Origin of the sequence: Terribacillus halophilus, assembly GCF_900101385.1 — a bacterium.
GTDB classification, from domain to species: Bacteria; Bacillota; Bacilli; order Bacillales; family Amphibacillaceae; genus Terribacillus; species Terribacillus halophilus.
The window spans coordinates 40,150-63,255 of sequence record NZ_FMZB01000003.1; the positions used below are offsets into that span (position 1 = coordinate 40,150).

Sequence of the window (23,106 nt, forward strand, 5' to 3'; positions counted from 1 at the left end):
TCCGCTCCCTTTTTTATACGAAATACTTCATTTATCGCCAAGCACTCATGCCGCCTTTTACATTATAAATCTTGTTAAAGCCTTGTTTCTTCAGCATTTTAGCTGCTTTTGCACTCCTCATGCCGCTTTGGCAGATGACAACTACGTCTTTGTCTTTATCTAACGTGTCCATTTTGTTTTGCAAATTGGAAAGCGGGATATTTTTAAAGGGCTTGCTGTGAAATCCGTTAAATTCACCAGGCGTGCGCACATCAATAAATTGAACATGCTTATCCTTACTCCTATCTTTTGCTTCTTGCACACTGATATTCGTAATACCCTTTACCGGTATCAGGCGGTTGACAAAAAATACGACAATCAAAATCATTATAATCCACATTATCATAAGCTTAACTCCGCTCCTGCATTTATATTTTTATTAAGAGAAAAGGGAGAATTCACTCCACTTCTCCCTCCCAAGCAAGCATGCCGCCAGTCATATTGGTAACATTGTAGCCTTGTTGAATCAAGAATTCGCATGCTTTACCGCTTCTTCCTCCCGAGCGGCAAACCATATAGTAATGTTCATTTTTATCTAACTCGTTCAGACGCTCTGGTACTTGACCCAGTGCAATATGATTTGCTCCTGGTATTTTACCCTCGGCCACTTCTTCATCTTCTCTTACATCGATAATACTCAGTTTTTCTCCTGAAACTAGTTTTTGTTCTAATTCTTTTGCTGTTATTTCTTTCATTATACTTGACTCCCTTTATTCAATCTTTTGGCACGGACAATTATTTAACTACAAACAAGCGATTTTATATCCACTTCGAGCCGGTTATCCTGCACCAACATGCCGCTGTTGACGAGGGACCTCTTCACGATACATAAATGATAGGATTGAAAAATCCTCATTATAGTACCTAAGTACCTATGCCAAAATAATCGGTCTGTCCGCCAAGGAATACCAAAAATCAATAAATATCTTTTATAACAAGATATCCCAAGATCACTGCCGCCAATGTCAGCAGATACATACCCTTTTCGTACCTCTTAAAATGCGGAAAGTTAGTTGAAATTATATTCTGTGACGATTTTCTCTCGTCCCGTTACCAGATCATTATAGTATTCGTACAAATTGATACCTAGATAGGAACCCGAGATATTCCACACATTCGTAAACCCAAGATTTTGTAAAGCCATTACCATATTATAGCTGCGCTGACCGGAACGGCAATGGATATAAACAGGTTCATCAGTTGGAATATCATCCAGTCGATCCCTGAATTCACTTAATGGGATATTCTTGGCGTTCTTCAAGTGACCGGAGTTAAATTCATTCTTTTCACGAGCATCAATGATACATGCCCCATTCTCGACTAATGCACGAACTTGGGTAACTTTGACTTCCCGATATACTCCGTTCAGTTGATTCCATGCAACCAATGCAGCGTGATTCACAACATCCTTCGCGGTACCTAACATAGGGGAATAAGTCAATTCAACATCTTTCAAGTCTTCCAATGTCCCATTCATCATGATCATCGTCGCTATTACATCGATTCGCTTATCCACATTGCCTTTACCGATTGCTTGAGCACCTAAAATTCTGCCTGTAGGCGTTTCGTAAACTAATTTAAAGTGCATCACATTGCTGTTTGGCATTAAATTAACTTTGTCTGCTGGCATGATGTAAACAGAATCATAACTGAACCCAGCTAACTCTGCAGTTCTGGCATTCAATCCGGTGGAAGCTGCGTTTAAATCAAATAAATGGATAGATGAAGATCCGATTATCCCTAAATTTCTATTTGGTATACCATAGATGTGATCAGCTGCAGCTCTGGCTTGCTTTTGGGCTGGCCCTGCCAAAGCAAGGCGAGTTGGCTTATGCAATAGCCGGTGATATACTTCAATTGCATCTCCTACTGCATAAATATCCCTATCACTTGTTAAGTAGTTATGATCTACTTTTATTGAACCAGTCTCCCCAATTTCCAGACCGGCATCTTCTGCCAAGGTCGTCTCAGGTCTCACACCAATGGCTAATACAACGGCTTGTGCATCAATTTTTTTACCTGATTGCGTACGGACAAAACCATCACCGATTACATCTAAACCGTCATTGGTTACTAAATTCAAACCATGGTCCACCATTTCCTTATGAAGGATTTGGGCCATGTCGTTGTCATAGGATGTCATCACTTGATCTGCAAATTCAATGAGGGACACATGGTTTCCAGCCAATCTTAAATTTTCCGCCACCTCTACCCCGATAAAACCTCCGCCGATCACGGCAATATCTTTTATGTTTTTTCCTTTAACATAAGCATTCAACTGACGGATATCTTCTACATTCCGAACAGTAAACACATGGTCATTATCTATTCCTTCGATATTACTCGGACGAATTGGCGATGCTCCCGGTGAAAGGATGAGCTTATCATAAGACTCTTCATAGGTACTGTCAGTGGTTGCATCTTTTATAGTGATAGTCTTCTTATCACGATTAATCTTCACAACTTCCTGCTGGACTCTTGCTTCGATTTTATAGCGCTCTTCAAACGTCTGTGGGTTCGTCACCACTAAGGACTCATGATCTTCGACGATCCCGCTTAAGTGATAAGGTAAAGAACAGTTCGAAAACGATACGTGCGGACCTCTTTCAAGCATGATGATTTCTGCGTTTTCATCTAGTCTTCTAATTCTAGCTGCAGCAGAAGCTCCGCCAGCAACTCCACCAACTACTACTATTTTCTTTGACACATTATGCACTCCTTTTTTAAGACTTAAGCATCTATAGTTGACTCCATATACCCCGATAGGTATCTCAAACATTAAAAAAATATGATGAATATCCTTTTGCGAGCCAATCCTTATATTAATTTATACCCCGCGCGGTATATGTGTCAATAGATTAAAATCGTTTTTAGTTTTTTAGACTTTCTTGTTTATTGACTATATACCCTGGTGTGTATATAGTAATTTGATATAAGTTAAAATTTTAATACTGGGCTGTTTATTAAACCTTTCTTAATTTGTTTCTTTTAGCCTTTGCACAACCATTCTAAATATCTTGGCTTTTACGGCACTACTTCTTAAGGAGGAAATATTATGAAATATGATAATCAAATGAAAAATAGGTTAAAACGGATTGAGGGACAGCTACGTGGCATTTTAAAAATGATGGAAGAAAACAAAGACTGTAAAGATGTTGTCACACAGCTTAGCGCTACGAGGACTGCAATTGATCGCACAATTGGAGTAATTGTTAGTTCTAATTTGGTAGATTGTGTGCGAGATGCTAATGAAAGTGGCAAAGAAGCTGACGAATTGGTCAAAGAAGCAGTAAATCTTTTAATTAGGAGTAGATAAGGAAATCGATTTGACGTCCATCTCCTTTTGGATTTGATAATACCCAATTAAAACCAGTAGATACTTGTAAAAGTATATCCGTATAAAACTTAGAAACCTTAGGGAAGTTTTATACGGATATCAAGAATTTTTTTCTGTTGTATACTCTCCTATTGACCGTGCTATTGTTTGCTCTTTTAGTTTATCAATCAATTGAGGCTGTTGTAATTCTCCCTCCATTTTTTCAACAGTACAAGCTTAATCAGCTGCCAGAAATGCCTTTTTAGCACCCTGCACCGGGCAACAATTATGTTTGAATAGCATAATAAAAGTGAAACCTTGACTTTGTTAATTGCTGCTAAAAGATGACAATCGCTAACTTCCCTCTCTGCAGAAAGCACTTGATAAAATGGCCGAAACTTAAATAATAAATGATATATCGACACACACTACATACCATACCCAGGGGTGGTAGAAAACGAATATAGAGTATATGCTTATAGCAGGCAGAAATAGCTCACACAATCGTATAGGTTACTATTATGTTGTTATTAACTTGTGGTATCATTTATGAATACCACAAGTTAATAACAAGGTACACTTTGAAAGAAAGGTGAAATTGCATGGACAACTCACTGAATTCTAAGTTCACACATAGATCAGACAGCAATAAATCACAGTTAATAAACAGATTAAAGCGTATTGAAGGTCAAGTTCGAGGTATACAGAAAATGGTGGATGACGACCGCTATTGTGTTGATATACTGACGCAAATCTCAGCCATAAATGCATCTTTAAAACAAGTTGGATTTCGTTTATTAGAAGATCATACACACCACTGTGTAGCAGACGCCATAAAAGAAGGAGACGGCCAGGAAGCTATCGGTGAGCTTTTGCAAGTGTTTGAGAGGTTTGCAAAATAACAAAAGCAATATTTGAACCAGCACCGCGGTTAAACAAATGCGGTCCTGGAACACAATCTACCTAATTATTGCGTTTAATCGGGCAGTAATCAGGGATAAAAACAAGGCTGTACATTGAATGAGTGTACAGCCTTGTTTTTATAAATCTGTATAGTTTTTACCTTTGGATAATGGCGTTGTCATTGGCAACCCTTCAATCAAGCCACATCCAACTCAATGTTTTGCGTATAATCGCCATCCATTCTGTTACAAATTTAACTATTTTGTGAGGCTGGTGTTGCATCAGCCGATCTTCTCACCAAAATTACGTAGGAGATTAGCGCAAGAATACTTGTCATAAAAATAGTTATTCCGAATGGAACAGCGGAATTTTCTCCAGCAATTCCTACTAATGGAGAAGTGACAGCTCCCAACGCAAACTGGAGACTGCCTAATACGGCAGCCGCGCTTCCCGCAATATGGCCCTGTGATTCCATGGCCAGTGTAAATGAAACTGGTGCGATTATACCGATGGCTGCTGCAAACAAGAAGATTGCAAGGAACAAAGCAACAAAAGGTCCATGAATTAGCACGACAATTAAGATGGTCGCGGTAGTGATGACTGCTAACAACAATCCGCCTTGGAAAATATGGTGTTCATTTAACCTTCCGGAAAGTTGTTTGACAAGCTGTGATCCCAGAATAATACCGAGCCCATTCAAGGCGAAAAGCACCGAGAATAGTTGAGGTGATATGCCATACATATTTTGATAGATGAATGGCGTGCCGGAAACGTAGGCAAACACGCCAGAGAACAATATGCCATTGACAAGCGCATATCCCATAAAACTACGATTGCGAACCAATGAGCCGTAGTTTTTAAATACGTCTTTAAAATCTCCTGCAGCACGTTGTTCAGCAGGCAAACTTTCTTTTATTCCCCATGTGGTCAGGCCGGTTAAGATAAGTCCTAATATACCTAGAAAAAGAAACACGCCGCCCCATGAAGTAAACGAAGTCACCGCGCTCCCAGCGGTAGGTGATATCAATGGAGCAACATTACTGATCATCGTCAGCAGTGCCATGAATTTAACCATTTCCACCCCACTGTAGCGATCGCGAACAATTGCACGCGAAATAACAAGCCCTGCAGAAGCGACGAATCCTTGCATGAAACGCAAAACAATAAACAAACCGATGTTCGGTGAGAAAGCACATGCAATAGAAACTAAAAAATAGAGCAGCATCGAAATGAATAAAGGTTTACGTCTGCCATGTACATCGCTTAGTGGTCCAGCTACGAGTTGACCAAGACCCAACCCAAGCAAACTGGCAGTCAGGCTCGCTTGAATCAAAGATGCCGTTGTATGAAAATCATGCATCATTGTCGGAAGCGATGAAAGATACATATCAACCGTAAATGGCCCTAATGCTGAAAACGCTGCTAACAATAGGGCCGTTCTAAGTGACTTATCATTGATTTTATCATCCATTAAGTCACACCTCCTTGGACTCTCCATTTTAATAAACTGTTTATTCGTTTTTCATTGCTCTAAAAGGAACTTTCTTAATGTATCTATGGCAATCTTTTCATCATCTCCGCTAACAACCAAGGTGATCTCGTCCCCTCCCTGTACATGTAAATCCATGACTTTCATTATTTTTTTCCCATCCATGGATATGCCATTTTTAGAGATAATTACATCGCTAGTAAAGGTACATGCTTTTGAGACAAATATGGCAGTGTTTCTTGCCTGCAGACCGCGCGGAATGCTCACAGACAGTTTAGTCATCAGCATATTTCCCACCTACCTTACCGTTCTTATAAACTAATTGTGATTCTTACTGAGGTTGTACACAAAGTGTCTTGGAATTCGCACTCTGCTTTGTAACCCAATTTTAATCTTACAACTCTATTAGATATTCATAGGGGAGGCTTTTCACTCTCTCAATCAACTTGTTTTGCTGGGCGAATGATGATCTCACTTACTGCCGCTGTTTCCGGTGTATTTATCGCATAGGCAACAGCATCCGCCACATCACTTGCTTGCAGTCCATTTGTCCGCTGAAGATTCTCCACCCAGGCTCTTCTTCCTGAGTCGTTTATGGTGGTATGAAGCTCTGTATTCACTGTTCCCGGTGAGATAATCGTACTGCGGATATTATTTTCACGTTCCTCCTGACGCAGCCCTTCCATGATGGCCCGGACAGCAAACTTCGTCCCGCAATAAACAGCACCTTGCTGGAAGACAACGTGTCCTGCAACAGAATCCGTCGTCACAATCTGTCCGGATTGTTGCTTTTTCATAATGGGTAGCACAGCGGCAATCCCATTTAAAACTCCCATGATATTGATGTCCAACATCTGTCTCCATTCGGCGAACCGTCGTTCCGAAAGGGAAGCAGTTGGCATGATGCCCGCATTATTAAATAACACATCAATTCGGCCATGTTTCTCAGCTGCCAGGTCCACAACTTTTTGGACTTCCTCTTCTTTCGTGACGTCAGCGACAGTATAGATGATATCGGTGTGCGACAATGATGCTGCCAGTGCTTGTAAGCGCGCTTCACGACGGGCAGCGATGACTAATTTTGCTCCTTCTTCTGCTAGTTTTTTAGTTGTTGCCTCCCCTATTCCGCTTGATGCTCCCATGATTACAACGACTTTATTTCGAATGTTAGGCACATTCATGCATCCTTTCTAATTATCTATCATTATTTTAGCTGTGCCTTTCTTCTATAACAAATACTTATATCTCATATCTTGTTATGCCTGATAAGCATTTCTGGTCGTGTATAATGAACAGTATAAGGAGGATGGAAAATGGAATTAAGGGTTCTTCGTTATTTTCTTACTGTAGCCAGAGAAGGTAGCATTACGAAGGCTGCCAACTTTCTTCATGTCACACAGCCTACTCTATCGAGACAATTAAAAGACCTGGAACAAACGTTAGGGAAAAAACTATTCAATCGCAGCAGTCACAGTATTTCCCTTACCGACGAAGGAGTTCTTTTTAAAAAAAGGGCTGAGGAAATTGTATATATGGTCGATAAACTAGAGACTGAATTCCGCTCCATGAAGCAAATGGTGAGCGGAGATGTTTATATTGGCGGCGGAGAAACCGATGCCATGAGACATATCGCTCGAATAATCAAGGTTTTGCAGGGAAAATACCCAAATATACGGTATCACCTGTACAGCGGCAATGAAGAAGATGTGACGGAACGACTTGACAGGGGGATGCTTGATTTTGGTATATTGATCGAGCCCGCTGACATATCGAAATACAATCATCTCCGTATTCCAGCCAAAGATCTTTGGGGTGTCATCATGAGAAAAGACAGCCCGCTTGCGGCCAAAGATACCGTTGATTCAGCTGATTTATTACATCTCCCGCTGATCTGTTCCAGACAAGCCATGAGCCAGAGCTATTCAAAAAATGAGTTTGCAGATTGGTTTGGTGAAGATATGGATAAGCTGAATATTGTGACTACTTACAATCTGGCTTATAATGCTGCTCTTATGGTGGAAGAAGGCATGGGTTACGCCATCACACTTGATAAGATAGTAAATACGTCAAAAGAAAGCGCGCTTTGTTTCAGGCCGCTGGAACCCAAACTTGAATCTGGTTTAAGCCTTGTATGGAAAAAACATCAGGTTTTTTCGGCAGCAGCCGATATTTTCCTTAAAACAGTTCAAATAGAATTTACAAGACAATAAAATGGCTTTCAAGTAGTGGATCAAGGTCTTTAGCCTGCCATGTAAGAAAAAGGATGTCCTTTCGTTCGCAGGACATCCTTTTTACCTTCATCACATAATCACAATGTACTTGTATCAATTACGAAGCGATAACGTACATCGGAAGCTAAAACCCGCTCATATGCTTCATCGATTTGTTCAGCTGAGATGATTTCTATTTCAGGTACAATATTATGTTCAGCACAGAAATCCAACATTTGCTGTGTCTCCCGGATACCGCCAATCATGGAACCTGCGAATGTGCGACGCTGACTGATGAGATTAAAGACGTTCAAGGATAATGGCTCTGCCGGAGCGCCGACATTAACAAGTGCACCGTCCAATTTTAACAAGGAAAGATACGCATCCATATCGATTTTTGCGCTCACTGTGTTGACAATCAAATCAAAAGAGCCGGCTAATTCTTCAAAAGTCTCCGGTTCGCTGGTAGCATAGTAATGCGCTGCTCCGAATCGAAGTCCGTCTTCTTTTTTCTTCAAGGACTGGGACAGTACCGTAACTTCAGCTCCCATGGCATTTGCGATCTTTACAGCCAGATGTCCGAGACCGCCCATCCCTACTACAGCTACTTTCTTTCCGGGACTTGCATTCCAGTGATGGAGAGGCGAATATGTTGTGATGCCTGCACACAACAAAGGTGCTGCAGCATCGAGCTCGATACCATCGGGAATACGGAGGACAAAGTCTTCGGTTACGACAATATGACTGGAATAGCCTCCTTGGGTAGGCTGGCCATATTTATCCACTCCAGCATAAGTTGGAACATTGCCTTCGTGACAGTACTGTTCCTCCCCTTTGTGGCAGTTATCGCATTTGCCGCAGGAATCGACCATACAACCGACCCCTACTCGGTCTCCGACTTTATACTTTGTAACTTCAGGGCCTACATCCGTGACAATTCCAGCAATCTCGTGTCCCGGAACGAGCGGGTAATCCACTGGCCCCCATTCTCCGCGTGCAGTATGTATATCGGAATGACATATCCCCGCGAATTTAATCTCAATGAGGACGTCATGCGAATCAAGATCACGTCGCTCAATTTCGGCTGCATGGAAAGGTTTATCCGGTCCATTTACAGCTCTTGCTTTTGCGATTACCATATCAACAACCTCCAAAGGAATTAGTTTGATCACAAGAATAGTCGCTTGGAAAATGCATTAACTACCAGCTGCAATCTCTTGGTTAAACCAATCCTAAGCTATAGAGTGGACTCTAAGTCAAGGGAAAACAAAATCTTAGGTGACATGAAATAAAAAGTCATTGCCGTCCCGGAAAGAGATTGATAAAATGACTTCACACTCAAGACTATTAAACCAGTTTAGGAGCGATATCATGAAAACCTATACGATTAGTGAAGTCGCAAAAGTATTGAACGTTACAGCGTACACCTTGCGATACTATGATAAAGAAGGGCTCTTGCCCTTTGTCGAACGCACAAGCAATGGTCAAAGATTGTTTAAAGAAGCCGATATTGCTGCTTTAAGAGTGATCGAATGTCTTAAAGCTACTGGGATGCCTATCAAAGGAATCAAGCGTTTCATTGATTGGTGTTCGGATGGAGATGCAACATTACAACAACGATTTGACATGTTTGTGGAAAGAAAAGCTGCTGTGGAAAGACAGATAAATGAACTTCAGGATACATTGGGACTCATCGATCATAAATGCTTATATTACAAAGAGGCTTTGGCGGCCGGAACCGAAGCGGTTCATAAACAAGATAAAATTGAAATACCAGTTACAACGAATTAGTATTGGAGGCATCTGTATCTACAATGGATATGGATGCCTTCTTTTGACTTATGAAAATTTTTTAGAGAATGTCACTTGCCATAGAGCCAACTCTAAGGTGTAGGCTTGCAGTAATCAGTAAAGGAGGACAAAACATGACAATCGAAAACAAAGTTGTAGTAATTACGGGGGCTTCTTCTGGTATCGGAGAAGCGACTGCAAAATTATTGGCCAGTAAAGGTGCAAAAGTTGTCCTGGGTGCCCGACGTAAAGACAAATTAAAAGCATTGGCTGATGAAATTCAAAACGCTGGCGGACATGCTGTCTATCGCGTTACCGATGTGGTAAACCCAGATGACAGCAAGGAACTTGTTCAGTTAGCGAAAGATACTTTTGGCAGTATCGATGTCATCTTCCTGAATGCCGGCCTCATGCCTAATGCGCCGCTTTCCGCACTAAAAACGGACGAGTGGAATAGTATGATTGACGTCAATATCAAAGGTGTCTTGAACGGTATTGCTGCCGTATTGCCAACATTCACTTCACAAAAATCCGGTCACGTCATCACTACTTCATCAGTAGCTGGTCTCAAAGCTTACCCAGGCGGTGCTGTGTATGGCGCAACCAAATGGGCTGTCCGGGATTTGATGGAAGTTTTGCGCATGGAATCTGCCCAAGAAGGAACGAATATTCGTACAGCAACCATTTATCCAGCCGCTATTCATACGGAATTGTTAGAGACTATCACGGATAAAAACACTGCTGAAGGCATGACTGCGATGTACGAACAGTATGGGATCACTCCTGATCGGATCGCCAAAGTTGTGGCGTTCGCAATCGATCAACCAGAAGATACGAATGTTAATGAATTTACAGTTGGACCAACTAACCAACCTTGGTGACATATACTACCAATTTGGCTGTCGATAAAATCTCGACAGTCTCCTTTTACTTTTCACATTCTGGAGGTGGAAAATAACTTATGACTCATTCATGGCCGAAAGAAGTGTTAACCAAAATCAAGGATACTGATGACTTGCACATCTCACCTTTCCGTGAAGACGGAACGACTTACGGAACTCCGACTTGGATCTGGTCTGTCGTAGTCGATGAAAACCTTTATGTGCGGGCTTATAACGGACAGAATTCACGTTGGTATAACGCTGCACTACAGCAGAAAGCTGGGCGAATAACTGCCGCTGATATGACGAAAGAAGTGATTTTCGAACCTGTCGAAGATTCTATCCACGACAAAATCGACGAAGCTTATAAGTTAAAGTACAACAGCAGTCCGTATCTTGAGCCTATGATTGATAAAAAAGCGAGCGCTGCGACAATTAAGATTTTACCTCGTGAAGATTAACAGAAGCATGGCCCAATATAAAAAGACTGTACACATTGAATTTGTGTACAGTCTTTCCTGGTTTATTTGGGTTAGAGGAATAAACCTACAATCGTACCGGTTAATATCGATCCCATTGTTGCGACAAGCAGAACTTTCAAACCAACTTTGGCAAGCAGACTTGCCTGCTTTTGATCGATTGCTTGTACTGTTCCCAGAATCATACCGATAGAAGAAAAGTTAGCGAATGAAATCAAATAAGCCGACACAATCCCGACTGTTTTTGTGGACATATCAGGAACCATCTTCACAAAATCAAGGATTGCCACAAATTCATTGGCAGCTACTTTGGTTCCCATGACAGACCCTGCGTTCACAATTTCGGAGGCTGGTATTCCCATAATAAATGCTATCGGAGCAAAAACATAACCTATAAGTTCCTGGAAAGTCATTCCTACCACGCCATCCAAAATAAAGTTGATCATAGCAAGTAACGCCATGTAGGTGATTAACATTGCTCCCACGATCAGAGCGGTTTTACCACCTAATAGTGTGCCGTTCCCAATGGCTTCAAAAAATGATTTATCCGTATTCATTTCTTTTACGTCGATATCGTAGTCTTCTTCACTTTTAACAGGAGCTACAATCGAAGATAAAATCAATCCTGAAAATACATTTATCGGCAGGGCAACTAAAACATATTCAGCAGGAATCAGCTGCAGATACGCTCCCAGCGTCGAACATGATACGGCTACAAGGGATGAAGTAGCAACGATGAACAAACGATTTGGGCTAAGTTTGTGAATTTGCGATTTTACAGATATGATTGCAGTGGTATCGCCGAATATCATGGAATTAACCGCGACAAATGATTCAACTTTAGGAAGTCCAGTTATTTTGGAAACCAAACCACCCACGTACTTAATTGCCAATGGCAGTATTCTGGTGTAAGTCAGAATAGAAAGCAATGCCGATACAAAAATAATCATCATAAGAACATCGAGGAAGAAATAGCCTTTCGTTGACAAGTCACCAAATACAAATGAAATACCTTCATGTCCGAAGGAAAGTACTTTAGAAAATACATCTACTATTTTCTTTATGATCATTCTGCCGATTGAGGTATTCAGCAAAAACCAAGCCAATACAAGCTGAACAGCCAGCATGATACCGGTTGCCCGATAATTGATATTCTTTTTGTCATTTGACATAGCCCATGCAATAGCGACTAAAACAAGTATTCCTAAAACTCCAATAACAATAGACACTCCATTTACCTCCCACCCTGCAGAACCAAAGATAGTCAACAGTGAAATCCTTATTTACTTAGCTTTGGACAATTTTAATATGTGAAACGGTTCATGCAAGGAAAAAGCTGATTTACCAGCAATTACGTCTCTATTAAAATTTTTCGTTCCAACTACATGATCAACTTTAAACCCTTTTTATAAGTAAGCATAATCACTGTCAAATGTACCCCAAAACTATTGTCATCTATTATGACATATTTAACATTCCATGATAACACTTTTAGAATTAGTTATATTATTTACATTTTTCCTAAAATACGCTTAAATGAGTCAATGGATTTCTCCCATCAAAATCACCAAATCGATACCTACATTATGCCTTAACGGCTCGGCAAAAATTCCACTTGTATGGATTCAGTAATGTCTATTAAGAAACTTTATGATAACATCTGAATGTGTGCAGCCAAATAAATAGATTTGAATAATGCTAAAAGTCTATATTTGTATAGATTGGTTAATAATAAAAGGATCATTGTGTTATCAAACGCTGATATAAGTTATACTAATATATTTTTGTCTAGTAATGATCGAACATCATTTGTTCTCTAAAGTAGATGATCTCTTTCCTTCCTGAGTAGACCCATATACATTTCTAGTTAATCTAAACCTACCATATTAAATAAACTGTACGAGTAAGAATCGGACGCATTCTTACTCGCACACATGTCTAAAACTTCTCTTTTCAGCAATTGCAACAGTTTCTGTAAAACGTTAGGATTCCACCTAGGCAATCTTATCCAAACATTAATTTTTATTACTCATTATAAACCTTAAAGTTTCTTCAAGTCCCTCTCTGAAAGAAGTTGAGGGAATGGAACCGATTCGTTTTTCGTACTTTTCCCCACTCAACACAAAACCTTCTTTCGTAAGATACATAATCTCAACAATTTCTCTCATAAACGAATCAAACAACCCAATGAAACGAATCGCATTTTTAGTTAAAGGGATTACCATCTTTCGATTTCCAGTTATTTGGCGCGCAATCTTGATGATTTCTTTGCCTGAAATCAATCCCGTTCCGGGGATGTTCCAGTTTTCCCCGTAGGAATCGTCTTTTTCTGCTATATTTACAATCATTTTGGCAGCATCCGGCAAATAAACATATTCACGAGGTGTTTTCAAGTTTCCAATAAAAATAGAGGTTTTATTTGCAGCCATCCCTTCCAAAGTGGGCTGCAAATAAGAATTTTGTGAAGTAGAACCGTAATAATCCGGCAATCTAACAATTAACGGTTTTGCCTTTTTCCATTTGTTACTAAATATCAATTGCTCGAATTCCATTCTTATTCTACCTTTTTTTGTGTGTGGATGTCGTGGATGATTCTCATCCCCTTTCGCCGTCTGATGTCCATATACGTAAATGCCATCTACAATGACTATTCTTTTCTCCAGCTTTTCTGCTGCTTTCATTACACTTTCACCAAGCAAATGAAGTTTTTCTTCCATCTCTTGGTATTTTACATTTGCGCATTGAAATATAACTTCTGCCCCTCCCACTGCCTCGACAATAGTTTGGTAATCAAATATATCTCCCAACTTGTATGATAATTTTGGATTACAATGGTGCTTTTCCATCAATTTATTTAGTTTACTTCGGGAGCGTCCAAAGGCAATAACTTCTATTCCTCTGTCTAATAATTCTGAAACAACGACTTGCCCTGTTCCACCAGTTGCTCCTAATACAATTGCGGTTTTCATATGTTAGAACCACCTTTTAATTTAGTGATTAATCAATAATTAAAGAATAAAACTAACGAGCGTAAGTTAGTCCCATAACGTGAACAAAACAACCACTATAGCTGTAATCCCCAGTCCAATGGATAAAGGGGAAAAAGAATATTCTTTTTTATTTTCATTCATTGGTTTCACCTCCTCTATCACTTAAAGATTAAGTCACATTATTCCTTTAACCCAACCAACTAATAATACAAACGAGAGTAATTATGAAAGAAGTATAATCAAATCGGTTTAATTTCATATTTTCACCTCCTTGTTAGTTATTAATTGATCAATAACTAGACGTTAAATAAATAACCAACTTGATTATTTATTTGCTATTCTCATCAATAAGCACAGGGAAATCTAAGAAATAAGAAATATTACATAATATCCCTCGTGCTAGAAAAGTAGTTACTTCTCTTTCAGCATTCTCTATCCCAGCTGATTTAAAGCGTTCTAAAGTGTAGCTTCTGATAAGGGCCAAGCCTTTCTTTGTAGCCTCCCGTATTGCTTCTTCTGTCACTGAAATTCCTATTACCTGCAAAGCTATCTCATTAGGATGTAATACAGACAGTTCTTCATAAGCTTCAATCATTTTGATAACAAGTTTTTCTGAGTTCGACTCAACATCTTTAAAAGTTTGAATAATTCTATCAAACGCACGATCTAAGGCAGCGATAAATAACTCTTCTTTTGTTTTAAAGAATTTAAATACATAGGGCTGTGATATGCCCGCTTTTTCTGCAATATGCGCAGTAGTTGTATTATAGTAACCTTTTTTCGCAAATACTTCTAATCCTGCTTCAAGAATATCTTCCTTACGATTTCCCTTTTTTGGTCTTACCATATTAAGCACCCGTTCTTTCATTTATTGATTAATCAATTACAAATTAATATAATACATTTTTGCACCTAGCGCAAGTACAATGACAATTTTTTTAAAGGAGTTCAATATACAACGAATCACCACTTCTGCTGTTCGCTCTTACTCGCATTTTGTCCCTTGTACTTTTTCAGACATCCTCTTATAGACGCACGACTGCAAGAAACTTTAAAAACAATCTTGAAAAACATTTTATATCATATTACCTTCTAAGAAAGGAGGAAAAAATGTGAAAACAAAAATTGAAGAATTACCTGAATCAAGGATTGCTTATTTTCGGAATATTGGGGAATATGGTGAGAAGCAAAATAAACAACTAATGGAGTCGTTTAAAAAGTGGCTGCATTCGAATGGTGAATTTGATCATTCATCAATTTTAGGTATACCACAGGATAATCCCGCAATTACGCCTAAAGAGGAATGTCGTTATGACGTTTGCGTCATGATAGATGAAAATTCTGCAGTATCAGCCCCTGCTCAAGTTGGTTATCTTTCTGGTGGGAAATACGCTGTCTTCTTGCTTGATCATACCAAAGAGGCAGTCAGCGGATTTTGGGAAAATATTTTTTCTGAGATGGAAAAGAATCATCTCTCAGTCAGACAACAGCCAATCATAGAAAGATACTCGCAGCAAATGATTGATAATCATCTGTGTGAAATCTTGGTGCCAATTCAGTAACAGGTGGGACATCTCCCACCTCTCTTTTTTTGTATATCCGCAATAATCTAATGAATAGTCAAAAGGAGTGACAAATATCAAATCAACCAACGTAATCTACAAGGAAGTCCAAAAGCCGCGGCAGCCTTTACTTTTGCTGATCGTTTTCTCCATTGCCGCAATCATGTGGATCGGGTTTATCCGGCAAGTTGTTTTAGGAATTCCAGTTGGTGACAAGCCTGCTCCAGATGGTGTGCTGATTGTCTTTTGGATTGTTTTTGGCATGGCTCTCCCTGTTATCTTACCTATATCGATAAAGCTGATCATTGAAGTGCACGAGGATGGACTTTATATTCGCTATACTCCTTTTCATCTTCATTATAAGAAATTCTTATTCAAGGACATAAAACAATACAAACCATTAAACTACAGAACATGGAAGCGTTTTGGCGGCTGGGGATTCAGAGTGAATTTCAACGGAGAAACAGGTTATATCTTAAGCGGCAAACAAGGGATAGAACTGACTCTAAAATATGAAACCATCGTAATCAGCACGGATCGACCAGAAGAGCTAAAAAAGGCAATGGATGTTTTCAAAGAATAATTTTCATCATGAGCTGCGGGTGTGGTATAACTGAAATTTATACACGCATCTCTGCATGCGGGCAACGTTTGGTTAACTCGTGTAAAAATTCTTTTTTGTAATCTGGTGCAATTGTAACACTTCCCCAAAGTGCATGTTTATAAAATATTTCGATTGCGTCCCTGGATGACAAAACCCTGTAACCCGAGAAAATATTATTCGAAAGGGTAACGCTTGTAATCTTGTCGTATGGGATTCGGCTTACGAATGGTCCCCCTTTCACTAATAAGTAATCTGGATAGAATTCATAATTGATTTGAAAAGCCGACCATGAAATAATACTTACCCCGATTACAAATACCGAAAGCAATAGAAGAAATTCAACCAAGACAATTCCACTAAATATAATTAATGGCCAAAATGATACCAACCAGAGTAAAAAGACGATTATCATGATGAAATGAACGAAAAAGGTATCTATTTTCGGACGAAAAACCACTGGATTGCATTCACCTCCTAATATATATACGGCATCCTATTCGCAAAGTTTCATACACTGCAAAAAGCTGCCGGGAAACCCCAGCAGCTTATAAGACATATTTATTCCTTATCCAATGCGCGCAACGCAGGTCCTTCCACAACTTCACCGACAGCTGTAAAGCGGGAGCCGTGACACGAGCAATCCCATGTATGATCGGCATCATTCCAGGAGACTGGACAGCCATTATGGGTACAGGAGGCACTCATTTCGTGCAGCTCCCCGCTGTCATCCCGGTAATACGCCATTGTCTGACCATCTTTCTCGAGGATGGCACCTTTTCCGTTTGTCAGATCTTCCGGCTTTACAACCGTTTCATTGCCGATGCGATTCACATCGTCTTCGCCGAAGCTGGCGGATTCTGCTTCTTCCATTTCCCTTCCTATCTTGTACAAGTCGGCAAATTCATTATCTTTTCCATCGATGAGATCGGCCAGCAAGGTGGCCGCGGCGACACCATTGGATAAGCCCCATTTCCCGAAGCCGGTTGCGGTATAGATTCCAGGTGCATCGTCGCTGACTTTCCCGATGAATGGCAGCTGATCGGTTGTAAGTAAATCATGGCTGGACCAGTGCTCATACAACGCCTCCACACCAAACTGCTCTTCGGCAAATTGATAGATTTTCTCGTATCGGTCAAGTACAGAGGATCCATCCCCCGTCACATGGGATTCCCCGCCGACAAGTACATAGTGGTCATCCCCTTTTTTCAAGCTCCTGATGGAACGTTTCGGAGATTCGAGACTGATATACATGCCTTTCGGATAAGGTTTTTTGGACTTGATGGCGATACCGTATGAGTTCTTCGGATTCATATTCGAAGAGAAGTATTGATTCTCCACTTGCAGTGGGAAATGTGTGGCACTGACAACATAATTGGCTGTGATCGTGTAACCATTTTCAGTGTGCACGACTGGACGGGTCTCGGTATCGAAAGACACAGCCAATGTCTGTTCATGAATGCTTCCGCCGCGCAGCTCGATTTCCTTCAACAAGCCGACCAGATATTTCACTGGATGGAATTGGGCTTGCTGACGCATCACGGCAGCTGCTTTGATTGGAATATCCAGCGGTATGGAATCCGTCAAAAATCCATCAATTTGCAGCTTCCGGTAAGCCTCGACTTCTTTTTCGATTGTTTCTACGCCTTCATCCAGCTGCGTATAGATATATGCTTCCTGCTCTTCGAATTCACAATCGATACCGTGTTCGGCTGCTGTATCTTTAACATAATTGATTGCCTGCAAATTGGCTTGGAAATAGTTTTTAGCTATCTCTTCACCGTAGCGCTCCATCAAACCTTGATAGATGATATCATGCTGTGCGGTCAGCTTGCTCGTTGTGTAGCCGGTAGTGCCTGAAATAAGTTCGCGCCCCTCGATAAGCACGACACTTCTGCCTCGCTTGATCAGTTCATAAGCTGTCGTGATGCCGGCAATCCCTGCACCAATGACTAAAACATCCGTATCCAAATCTTTATCCAAGGCTGGATACGATGGCATATCCGTTGAATTGCGCCAGTATGATGAGGGTTTCTCTGAGAATAGTTTTTTCGTTTGCTCCATGACTGTTAACCTCCTGGACTATTACCTATTTGGTAATACAGTATCCTGGATTGCCCCTTGTCAAACTTTTTCCTGCAAAAGAGCAGTGAAAGTATCGACTGCCTGTTGAAGCTGCTGTCGGGAGGACGTATCTGTCAAAGCATGAAGCAGGCCATTGTAATAGCTAGCCAGCTGTCCGGCTGCCTGCTTCTGCAGCCTTTCTTCTGCTGTCTTCCAAATTTGGTCATAGTGATGCTCCATAGCTGATGTATATCCTTGCACTATCTCCGCTAGAATTGGCTCCATCAGCATTAGAAGTTCATCTTTCAGCTTCTCTTTCTCATTTCCTTGGAAAAAGGCTCTTGGACCACGATATAACTTCTGCAGTCTTGCAACAGTGCCCTGTTCGAATTGGACCATCGATTCCGGCGGTGCTGTTTCCGGCAGTTCATCCGAATCCGATACTGCCAAGGACAACGATTCATTCACTGTCTGCACTGCTTGTTCCAGCCCCTTCCTCCATCTTTCCGCCTGTTCCCGCACGGTTCTGTCGACACGAATGGTGACAGCCCGGTATTCCTGTTCCAGCTGCATTTGGATAAGGCGCGCAAACTCGCGTATCTGCCGGGCAACTTCTTCCTTACCCGATGCGCCGCTGCTTTTGATAAGGGATGGATTGAAACATTGCTTGAATAAATCATTGGCTTCCAACAGCTGCCTTTCCTTTACATAATGCAGTTGTTTTTCGATGCGCTGGATGATGGCTTGTTTGAAAACAGGCTGTGAATAGGAACGCGCCTTCTCCACGACTTCGTATTGTTCATGTTTATACTGGCGGCCTTTTTGCAATTTCGCCTCTTCATCCAAGTCCATCGCATCAGCGTATGCTTGAAGCTGTCCATACTGCCTTGTCAATTCCTGGCGGGCACCTTGGATAATCACTTCTGTCAGTTCGTTGCGAACGAAGCCATACAGTTCCTTTTCGAGCATTTCAAGTCCTGAATCAAGCTGACAGGAAGTCTGCTTCTCCTGCAGGCCAAGCAGACTGCTCAAAGCGAAAAGACGAGGCTGCCTGATTTGAAAGTTTGCCAGATTGGCTGCTACATAGGAGGTGACATAATTTATTTCTTCTTCATCCTTAGCCAGATCGCTCGCATTCACGATAAAGAACATATTGTCCTTCTCCAGAGCTCCTTTTACCTTGCCCAGCTGCTGCAGTACTTGTTCATCCGCTTTCGAAAAAGCATGATTGTAGTACGTGACGAACAGTATCGCATCCGCATGCTTCATGAATTGGAAGGTAACATCCGTATGGCGGGCATTGACGGAGTCTGCACCAGGCGTATCGATTAATGTAACCCCTTGGTTAAGAAATGCATTATCCAGATAGACGGTTATTTGTTCAATGAAACAGCTCAATGACTCTTTCGTCACATGATCACTGAATTCCTCGAACGGGATGGTCCCTTCCGAGCCAAGCTTGGTATGAACACCATTGTATCCTGCCTGAACAGCCTGTAAAAATGCCTGGTGTCTTTTGTCGTTTACAAGCTCAGCAGGGGATTCAGACAAAAATTCCTCCAATTTGAGCTGTTTCCCGCTAAGACTTTCGATGTCTGCTTCGATCTGCTTATGGGTTTTCCATTTAACGAGTACAGTTTGATGAGGATGCCGTTTAGTAGCCTGTTTCAACATATTGATTGATGCAGTCGTCGGATTCGGCGACACCGGCAATAAACTCTCACCAAGCAGGGAATTTGCAAAAGACGATTTACCGGCGCTGAAAGCTCCAAACAATACCAATGAATAATCTTGGTGTATCAATTTGTCTTGTCTATTCTTCAGATCATCTATCGCCGATTGAAAACCTTCCACACCTTGGAGGGCAGCAGCTGCTGCGCCGAGGTGTTGAGCCATCTTATCCGGTGACAGTTCTGTGGTCGGATTCTCCTTTTCAATCGTCTCTACCTCCAGCTTTTCCGTCAATGTATCTGATCTGTCCGAGATTTCCTTATTTCTTTTTATCTGGTATCTCTTTACCATCACCTGTCTAGCTTCTTCGATACTTTCTGCATCCCTATGCTGTCCTGTCTGCTGGATATGCTTTGCAAGTTCTTCGTACGACAACTTCAGCTGGTGGATTTCTGATTCAATTCGCATGTTTTCTGCCGCTTTGTTTTTCTCCTGTTGTTCCAGCTTTTCTACCTGTTGGTAAGTACTCTTTTTCGTATCAATGGCAGCTTCCACTACATGCATTGCAGCTTTCTTAAAGCTGCGCTTGATATGATCCTGAACCGCTGCTGTATAAACCAGTGTGTACGTCCCATTCATGCTGGCACCCGTCTGGACATGCTGCTCCAATAAATCTGCTGGCAGTGTCACTGCGAAGTCCTGCAGCAGGACTTGTACGGATTCCGTATAGACCTCATGCTTCCTTGCCCAATCGCTTAGCTTATCGCGAAGCCTCCATACTAGCTGCTTCTCGATTTGCTGTTGAATCAATGCTTCTGTCATCGATCGGCGTTTTGCCCTTTCTTCTGCTGTTTTCTTTTTACTGCCGAACAACCCGACCTTAAAGTCAGGAAAGGTGGATTCAAGGTACTTTTCAGCCGTATCACGTACTTCAAATGGCATCAGATTCGCATTTTTCAATGTCTGTTGAATTGTTTCGCGTGCGTCTTCCTCTGCTGCTTTTTGTTTCTCGCGCCAGTTACCGGCCGCATCTGCAGCAGTGCCATCCAATTGATGAAGACTTTCTTTTAATATTGCTTCCTTTTCATCAAGTTCTTGTTTCTTATCTTGAAGGTAATTGGTAATCAGCCGCTGTCTGCCTCGCTCCAGCCCCGCTTTATGCAGCTGCTCCCTATCTTTAAGCAGCAGATCCATTTTTTCTTTTACAGCATACAGCTGATTGTGCTCATGTCCTGAATCCTTCAGGGTTGTGTAATAAACGCCTGCTGGTGTGATGTGCCACTGTTCAAACACTTTCATGACACTATTTTTGAAGGCAGTCCAAGAGAGCTCTTGATCGCGATGCTTATCGATTTGGTTGATGATTAAATAAAACGGTTGCCCTTGCTCGGAAAGCTGCTGTAAAAACAGCAAGTTCACTTCCGACTGCACATGGTTGTAGTCGGTCACATAAAACATCGTGTCCACGAGATGCAGTGCCGATTCCGTCATCAAACGGTCGGCATCATCGCTTGCATCTATTCCTGGTGTATCCATCAAAGCGATTTCGTACGGGAGATCGGTTTGATCATCATGTATTTCGATTCTTTGGATATCCTTATTTCGGCAATATGTATCCAATGTTTCTTTCCGGTACGGTGCCGGCAGCTCATATTTCGTGTCATTACCCGCATAGGCGAAGACTTTCGGCTCCCCGTGCTGGATGGTGACGATATTGGCGCTCGTCGGAATCGGACTAGCCGGAAGCACTTGATTACCAAGCAGTGCATTGATAATCGAACTTTTCCCAGCTGAAAAATGACCGGTGAAGCAAATGAAGGCAGTCCCCTTCTCAGCTTTTTCCACCAGATCAAGCGCTTTTTTGCTATATTGTCCTTCCTTTTCCGTTTCGAAAAATTGATATAATGCTGACAGACTGAACAATTCCGTTGTTTCCGCTGTACGCCGCATCGAGGCTCCCTCCTTGTATGTATGCGCATTCATATTTTTTATTATAAAACAGGAAAACCGCACTTACCATCGTAAATGCGGTTTTCTTCTTATTCTCCCATATAGGGTATCCGGACATCCGTCTCTAAAGAACCAGTGAATTGGTTGAATGGCAAATTTTCACCCTTGAGCCAACTGCCGAAATCAACTTCAGCCGGCTGCTGATTACCGATGGAAAATCCCATTTTGAGTTCCTTCGGTTTGTAGACAGATGTATGAATCGTACCGGCCCAGTTGCGATAGCTATCTGAAAATACGTCATAGTCCGGATCATTCAAAAGTCGGAATCCTTCATCGGCATCCATATCTTCCTTATGATGTGCCTTGATGATATCGAATCGGCGATTGCTGTCCACCAAGTGATGTCGATTTTCCTTTGTCAGCACATCATAATGGTTCGTACTATAGTAGGCTTCCTTTACAGCCGTTCCGCGCGGGCTTCCTTCGACAACTCGCCGAATACCTTCAGCATCATTGATGACATAGTTGAAGGAGTGCCGATGCGGCATTTCTGTCAGCTTCTCGACAGCTTCCTCCGTAGTGGAACATGTTTCCAATAGGATGCGTGTCAGCATATTACAAATGAATCCTTCTTCTGGAAAACGCTGATGCACGAAGTTATAGCCAATCGTCAACCCTTTTTCATTCATTCCATCGATACGACCGAGAATCCGCTGAGACGGACCGATGGTAGCAAAATAGTCCGGCTCCGATGGCTGATACAAAAGAAATCTTCCTTCATATGTTTTCGGATGATAATCATAGTTACGTGCCAGGAAATCATTCCCCGTGACTATCGAACAGCCTGAGTTGATTCTCCATTCCTGCTGAAAGCCGCTGTAATCCATCAAAGTCTCTTCGATCGAGAGACCTAATGCGTCACTGAGACCGGTCAATTCTTCATAAATACCTGGATGATAGCTGCGGAACATACGGAAGGCATCCGCTGGATCGACCGTGAAACGACGGCGGTTCCGTTGCTTTTGTTTTTGTTGGTATGCAAATAACGGTGTATGTTTTAAACGCTCTCCTTGCATGACGCCGAAATCATAATGCGATCCACGGAAGGTGAACACATTGGAATGTATCTGTTTCATAGGCGGACCCTTCTTTTCTGCATA

General features: G+C 41.5%; 22 protein-coding genes. 8 read left to right on the forward strand and 14 right to left on the reverse strand.

The annotated features are described in order from the left end of the window. Positions 1 to 31: 31 nt before the first annotated feature. From BLQ53_RS06305 to BLQ53_RS06315, 3 genes are all read right to left on the reverse strand, one after another. Complete coding sequence (locus BLQ53_RS06305) at positions 32 to 385, reverse strand: rhodanese-like domain-containing protein (protein WP_093726452.1); 354 nt, start codon at positions 383 to 385, stop codon at positions 32 to 34. A 52-nt stretch (positions 386 to 437) separates the two neighbouring features. Then, on the reverse strand, positions 438 to 734 hold the full coding sequence (locus BLQ53_RS06310) for a rhodanese-like domain-containing protein (protein WP_093726453.1): 297 nt from the start codon (positions 732 to 734) through the stop codon (positions 438 to 440). Between the two features lie 314 nt (positions 735 to 1,048). Next, positions 1,049 to 2,746: an FAD-dependent oxidoreductase gene (locus tag BLQ53_RS06315; RefSeq protein ID WP_093726454.1), complete on the reverse strand. Its 1,698-nt coding sequence runs from the start codon at positions 2,744 to 2,746 to the stop codon at positions 1,049 to 1,051. 348 nt (positions 2,747 to 3,094) lie between these two features. Here BLQ53_RS06315 and BLQ53_RS06320 point away from each other — a divergent pair, with 348 nt between their 5' ends. Beyond that, entirely contained in the window at positions 3,095 to 3,355 is a 261-nt protein-coding gene (locus BLQ53_RS06320; RefSeq protein ID WP_093726455.1) for a metal-sensitive transcriptional regulator, read from the forward strand. Positions 3,356 to 3,957: 602 nt separating this feature from the next. Then, positions 3,958 to 4,257 carry a metal-sensing transcriptional repressor gene (locus BLQ53_RS06325; RefSeq protein ID WP_093726456.1) on the forward strand — a complete coding sequence of 100 codons (300 nt, stop codon included), beginning with the start codon at positions 3,958 to 3,960 and terminating at the stop codon, positions 4,255 to 4,257. A gap of 254 nt (positions 4,258 to 4,511) precedes the next feature. Here BLQ53_RS06325 and BLQ53_RS06330 read toward each other — a convergent pair whose 3' ends face one another. From BLQ53_RS06330 to BLQ53_RS06340, 3 genes are all read right to left on the reverse strand, one after another. Next, positions 4,512 to 5,729 carry a multidrug effflux MFS transporter gene (locus BLQ53_RS06330; protein WP_093726457.1) on the reverse strand — a complete coding sequence of 406 codons (1,218 nt, stop codon included), beginning with the start codon at positions 5,727 to 5,729 and terminating at the stop codon, positions 4,512 to 4,514. A gap of 51 nt (positions 5,730 to 5,780) precedes the next feature. Further along, a complete protein-coding gene (locus tag BLQ53_RS06335; RefSeq protein WP_244499276.1) occupies positions 5,781 to 6,029 on the reverse strand; it encodes an HPr family phosphocarrier protein in 249 nt (82 codons plus the stop codon). Positions 6,030 to 6,184: 155 nt separating this feature from the next. After that, complete coding sequence (locus BLQ53_RS06340; protein WP_093726459.1) at positions 6,185 to 6,922, reverse strand: SDR family oxidoreductase; 738 nt, start codon at positions 6,920 to 6,922, stop codon at positions 6,185 to 6,187. A gap of 138 nt (positions 6,923 to 7,060) precedes the next feature. Between BLQ53_RS06340 and BLQ53_RS06345 the strand changes: the two genes are divergently transcribed. Then, on the forward strand, positions 7,061 to 7,957 hold the full coding sequence (locus BLQ53_RS06345) for a LysR family transcriptional regulator (protein ID WP_093726460.1): 897 nt from the start codon (positions 7,061 to 7,063) through the stop codon (positions 7,955 to 7,957). A gap of 98 nt (positions 7,958 to 8,055) precedes the next feature. On the opposite strand, the gene BLQ53_RS06350 is transcribed toward BLQ53_RS06345, so the two are convergent. Then, on the reverse strand, positions 8,056 to 9,096 hold the full coding sequence (locus tag BLQ53_RS06350) for an NAD(P)-dependent alcohol dehydrogenase (RefSeq protein ID WP_093726461.1): 1,041 nt from the start codon (positions 9,094 to 9,096) through the stop codon (positions 8,056 to 8,058). 232 nt (positions 9,097 to 9,328) lie between these two features. Here BLQ53_RS06350 and BLQ53_RS06355 point away from each other — a divergent pair, with 232 nt between their 5' ends. The 3 genes from BLQ53_RS06355 to BLQ53_RS06365 all read left to right on the forward strand — a co-directional run bounded on the left by BLQ53_RS06355 (position 9,329) and on the right by BLQ53_RS06365 (position 11,090). Then, positions 9,329 to 9,748 (forward strand): MerR family transcriptional regulator, encoded by a 420-nt coding sequence (locus BLQ53_RS06355; RefSeq protein WP_093726462.1) that lies wholly within the window; start codon positions 9,329 to 9,331, stop codon positions 9,746 to 9,748. A 134-nt stretch (positions 9,749 to 9,882) separates the two neighbouring features. Continuing rightward, on the forward strand, positions 9,883 to 10,629 hold the full coding sequence (locus BLQ53_RS06360) for an SDR family oxidoreductase (protein WP_093726463.1): 747 nt from the start codon (positions 9,883 to 9,885) through the stop codon (positions 10,627 to 10,629). Between the two features lie 80 nt (positions 10,630 to 10,709). Then, positions 10,710 to 11,090 carry a DUF2255 family protein gene (locus BLQ53_RS06365; RefSeq protein WP_093726464.1) on the forward strand — a complete coding sequence of 127 codons (381 nt, stop codon included), beginning with the start codon at positions 10,710 to 10,712 and terminating at the stop codon, positions 11,088 to 11,090. 71 nt (positions 11,091 to 11,161) lie between these two features. Here the strand turns inward: BLQ53_RS06365 and BLQ53_RS06370 are convergent, their stop codons facing one another. From BLQ53_RS06370 to BLQ53_RS06380, 3 genes are all read right to left on the reverse strand, one after another. After that, entirely contained in the window at positions 11,162 to 12,337 is a 1,176-nt protein-coding gene (locus BLQ53_RS06370) for a NupC/NupG family nucleoside CNT transporter (protein ID WP_093726465.1), read from the reverse strand. Between the two features lie 786 nt (positions 12,338 to 13,123). Beyond that, positions 13,124 to 14,077: an SDR family oxidoreductase gene (locus tag BLQ53_RS06375; RefSeq protein ID WP_093726466.1), complete on the reverse strand. Its 954-nt coding sequence runs from the start codon at positions 14,075 to 14,077 to the stop codon at positions 13,124 to 13,126. A gap of 349 nt (positions 14,078 to 14,426) precedes the next feature. After that, on the reverse strand, positions 14,427 to 14,945 hold the full coding sequence (locus BLQ53_RS06380) for a TetR/AcrR family transcriptional regulator (RefSeq protein WP_093726467.1): 519 nt from the start codon (positions 14,943 to 14,945) through the stop codon (positions 14,427 to 14,429). A 265-nt stretch (positions 14,946 to 15,210) separates the two neighbouring features. On the opposite strand from BLQ53_RS06380, the gene BLQ53_RS06385 reads away from it, so the two are divergent. Then, on the forward strand, positions 15,211 to 15,660 hold the full coding sequence (locus tag BLQ53_RS06385) for an AraC family transcriptional regulator (protein WP_093726468.1): 450 nt from the start codon (positions 15,211 to 15,213) through the stop codon (positions 15,658 to 15,660). 76 nt (positions 15,661 to 15,736) lie between these two features. Further along, positions 15,737 to 16,243 (forward strand): DUF6141 family protein, encoded by a 507-nt coding sequence (locus BLQ53_RS06390; protein ID WP_093726791.1) that lies wholly within the window; start codon positions 15,737 to 15,739, stop codon positions 16,241 to 16,243. Between the two features lie 37 nt (positions 16,244 to 16,280). On the opposite strand, the gene BLQ53_RS06395 is transcribed toward BLQ53_RS06390, so the two are convergent. The 4 genes from BLQ53_RS06395 to BLQ53_RS06410 all read right to left on the reverse strand — a co-directional run bounded on the left by BLQ53_RS06395 (position 16,281) and on the right by BLQ53_RS06410 (position 23,082). Beyond that, positions 16,281 to 16,676, reverse strand: a complete 396-nt coding sequence (locus BLQ53_RS06395; RefSeq protein ID WP_244499293.1) for a PH domain-containing protein — start codon at positions 16,674 to 16,676, stop codon at positions 16,281 to 16,283. Between the two features lie 146 nt (positions 16,677 to 16,822). Continuing rightward, positions 16,823 to 18,325, reverse strand: a complete 1,503-nt coding sequence (locus BLQ53_RS06400) for an FAD-dependent oxidoreductase (protein WP_093726470.1) — start codon at positions 18,323 to 18,325, stop codon at positions 16,823 to 16,825. Between the two features lie 60 nt (positions 18,326 to 18,385). After that, on the reverse strand, positions 18,386 to 21,946 hold the full coding sequence (locus BLQ53_RS06405; protein WP_170829600.1) for a dynamin family protein: 3,561 nt from the start codon (positions 21,944 to 21,946) through the stop codon (positions 18,386 to 18,388). Between the two features lie 89 nt (positions 21,947 to 22,035). Continuing rightward, on the reverse strand, positions 22,036 to 23,082 hold the full coding sequence (locus BLQ53_RS06410; RefSeq protein ID WP_093726472.1) for a C45 family autoproteolytic acyltransferase/hydrolase: 1,047 nt from the start codon (positions 23,080 to 23,082) through the stop codon (positions 22,036 to 22,038). Positions 23,083 to 23,106: the final 24 nt, after the last annotated feature.

Bases quoted from the DNA above. Each gene is read 5' to 3' on its own strand.
- BLQ53_RS06305 (WP_093726452.1), bottom strand. From the start codon at position 385: ATGATAATGTGGATTATAATGATTTTGATTGTCGTATTTTTTGTCAAC.
- BLQ53_RS06310 (WP_093726453.1), bottom strand. From the start codon at position 734: ATGAAAGAAATAACAGCAAAAGAATTAGAACAAAAACTAGTTTCAGGA.
- BLQ53_RS06320 (WP_093726455.1), top strand. From the start codon at position 3,095: ATGAAATATGATAATCAAATGAAAAATAGGTTAAAACGGATTGAGGGA.
- BLQ53_RS06325 (WP_093726456.1), top strand. From the start codon at position 3,958: ATGGACAACTCACTGAATTCTAAGTTCACACATAGATCAGACAGCAAT.
- BLQ53_RS06330 (WP_093726457.1), bottom strand. From the start codon at position 5,729: ATGGATGATAAAATCAATGATAAGTCACTTAGAACGGCCCTATTGTTA.
- BLQ53_RS06335 (WP_244499276.1), bottom strand. From the start codon at position 6,029: ATGACTAAACTGTCTGTGAGCATTCCGCGCGGTCTGCAGGCAAGAAAC.
- BLQ53_RS06345 (WP_093726460.1), top strand. From the start codon at position 7,061: ATGGAATTAAGGGTTCTTCGTTATTTTCTTACTGTAGCCAGAGAAGGT.
- BLQ53_RS06350 (WP_093726461.1), bottom strand. From the start codon at position 9,096: ATGGTAATCGCAAAAGCAAGAGCTGTAAATGGACCGGATAAACCTTTC.
- BLQ53_RS06355 (WP_093726462.1), top strand. From the start codon at position 9,329: ATGAAAACCTATACGATTAGTGAAGTCGCAAAAGTATTGAACGTTACA.
- BLQ53_RS06360 (WP_093726463.1), top strand. From the start codon at position 9,883: ATGACAATCGAAAACAAAGTTGTAGTAATTACGGGGGCTTCTTCTGGT.
- BLQ53_RS06365 (WP_093726464.1), top strand. From the start codon at position 10,710: ATGACTCATTCATGGCCGAAAGAAGTGTTAACCAAAATCAAGGATACT.
- BLQ53_RS06375 (WP_093726466.1), bottom strand. From the start codon at position 14,077: ATGAAAACCGCAATTGTATTAGGAGCAACTGGTGGAACAGGGCAAGTC.
- BLQ53_RS06380 (WP_093726467.1), bottom strand. From the start codon at position 14,945: ATGGTAAGACCAAAAAAGGGAAATCGTAAGGAAGATATTCTTGAAGCA.
- BLQ53_RS06395 (WP_244499293.1), bottom strand. From the start codon at position 16,676: ATGATAATCGTCTTTTTACTCTGGTTGGTATCATTTTGGCCATTAATT.
- BLQ53_RS06400 (WP_093726470.1), bottom strand. From the start codon at position 18,325: ATGGAGCAAACGAAAAAACTATTCTCAGAGAAACCCTCATCATACTGG.
- BLQ53_RS06405 (WP_170829600.1), bottom strand. From the start codon at position 21,946: ATGCGGCGTACAGCGGAAACAACGGAATTGTTCAGTCTGTCAGCATTA.
- BLQ53_RS06410 (WP_093726472.1), bottom strand. From the start codon at position 23,082: ATGAAACAGATACATTCCAATGTGTTCACCTTCCGTGGATCGCATTAT.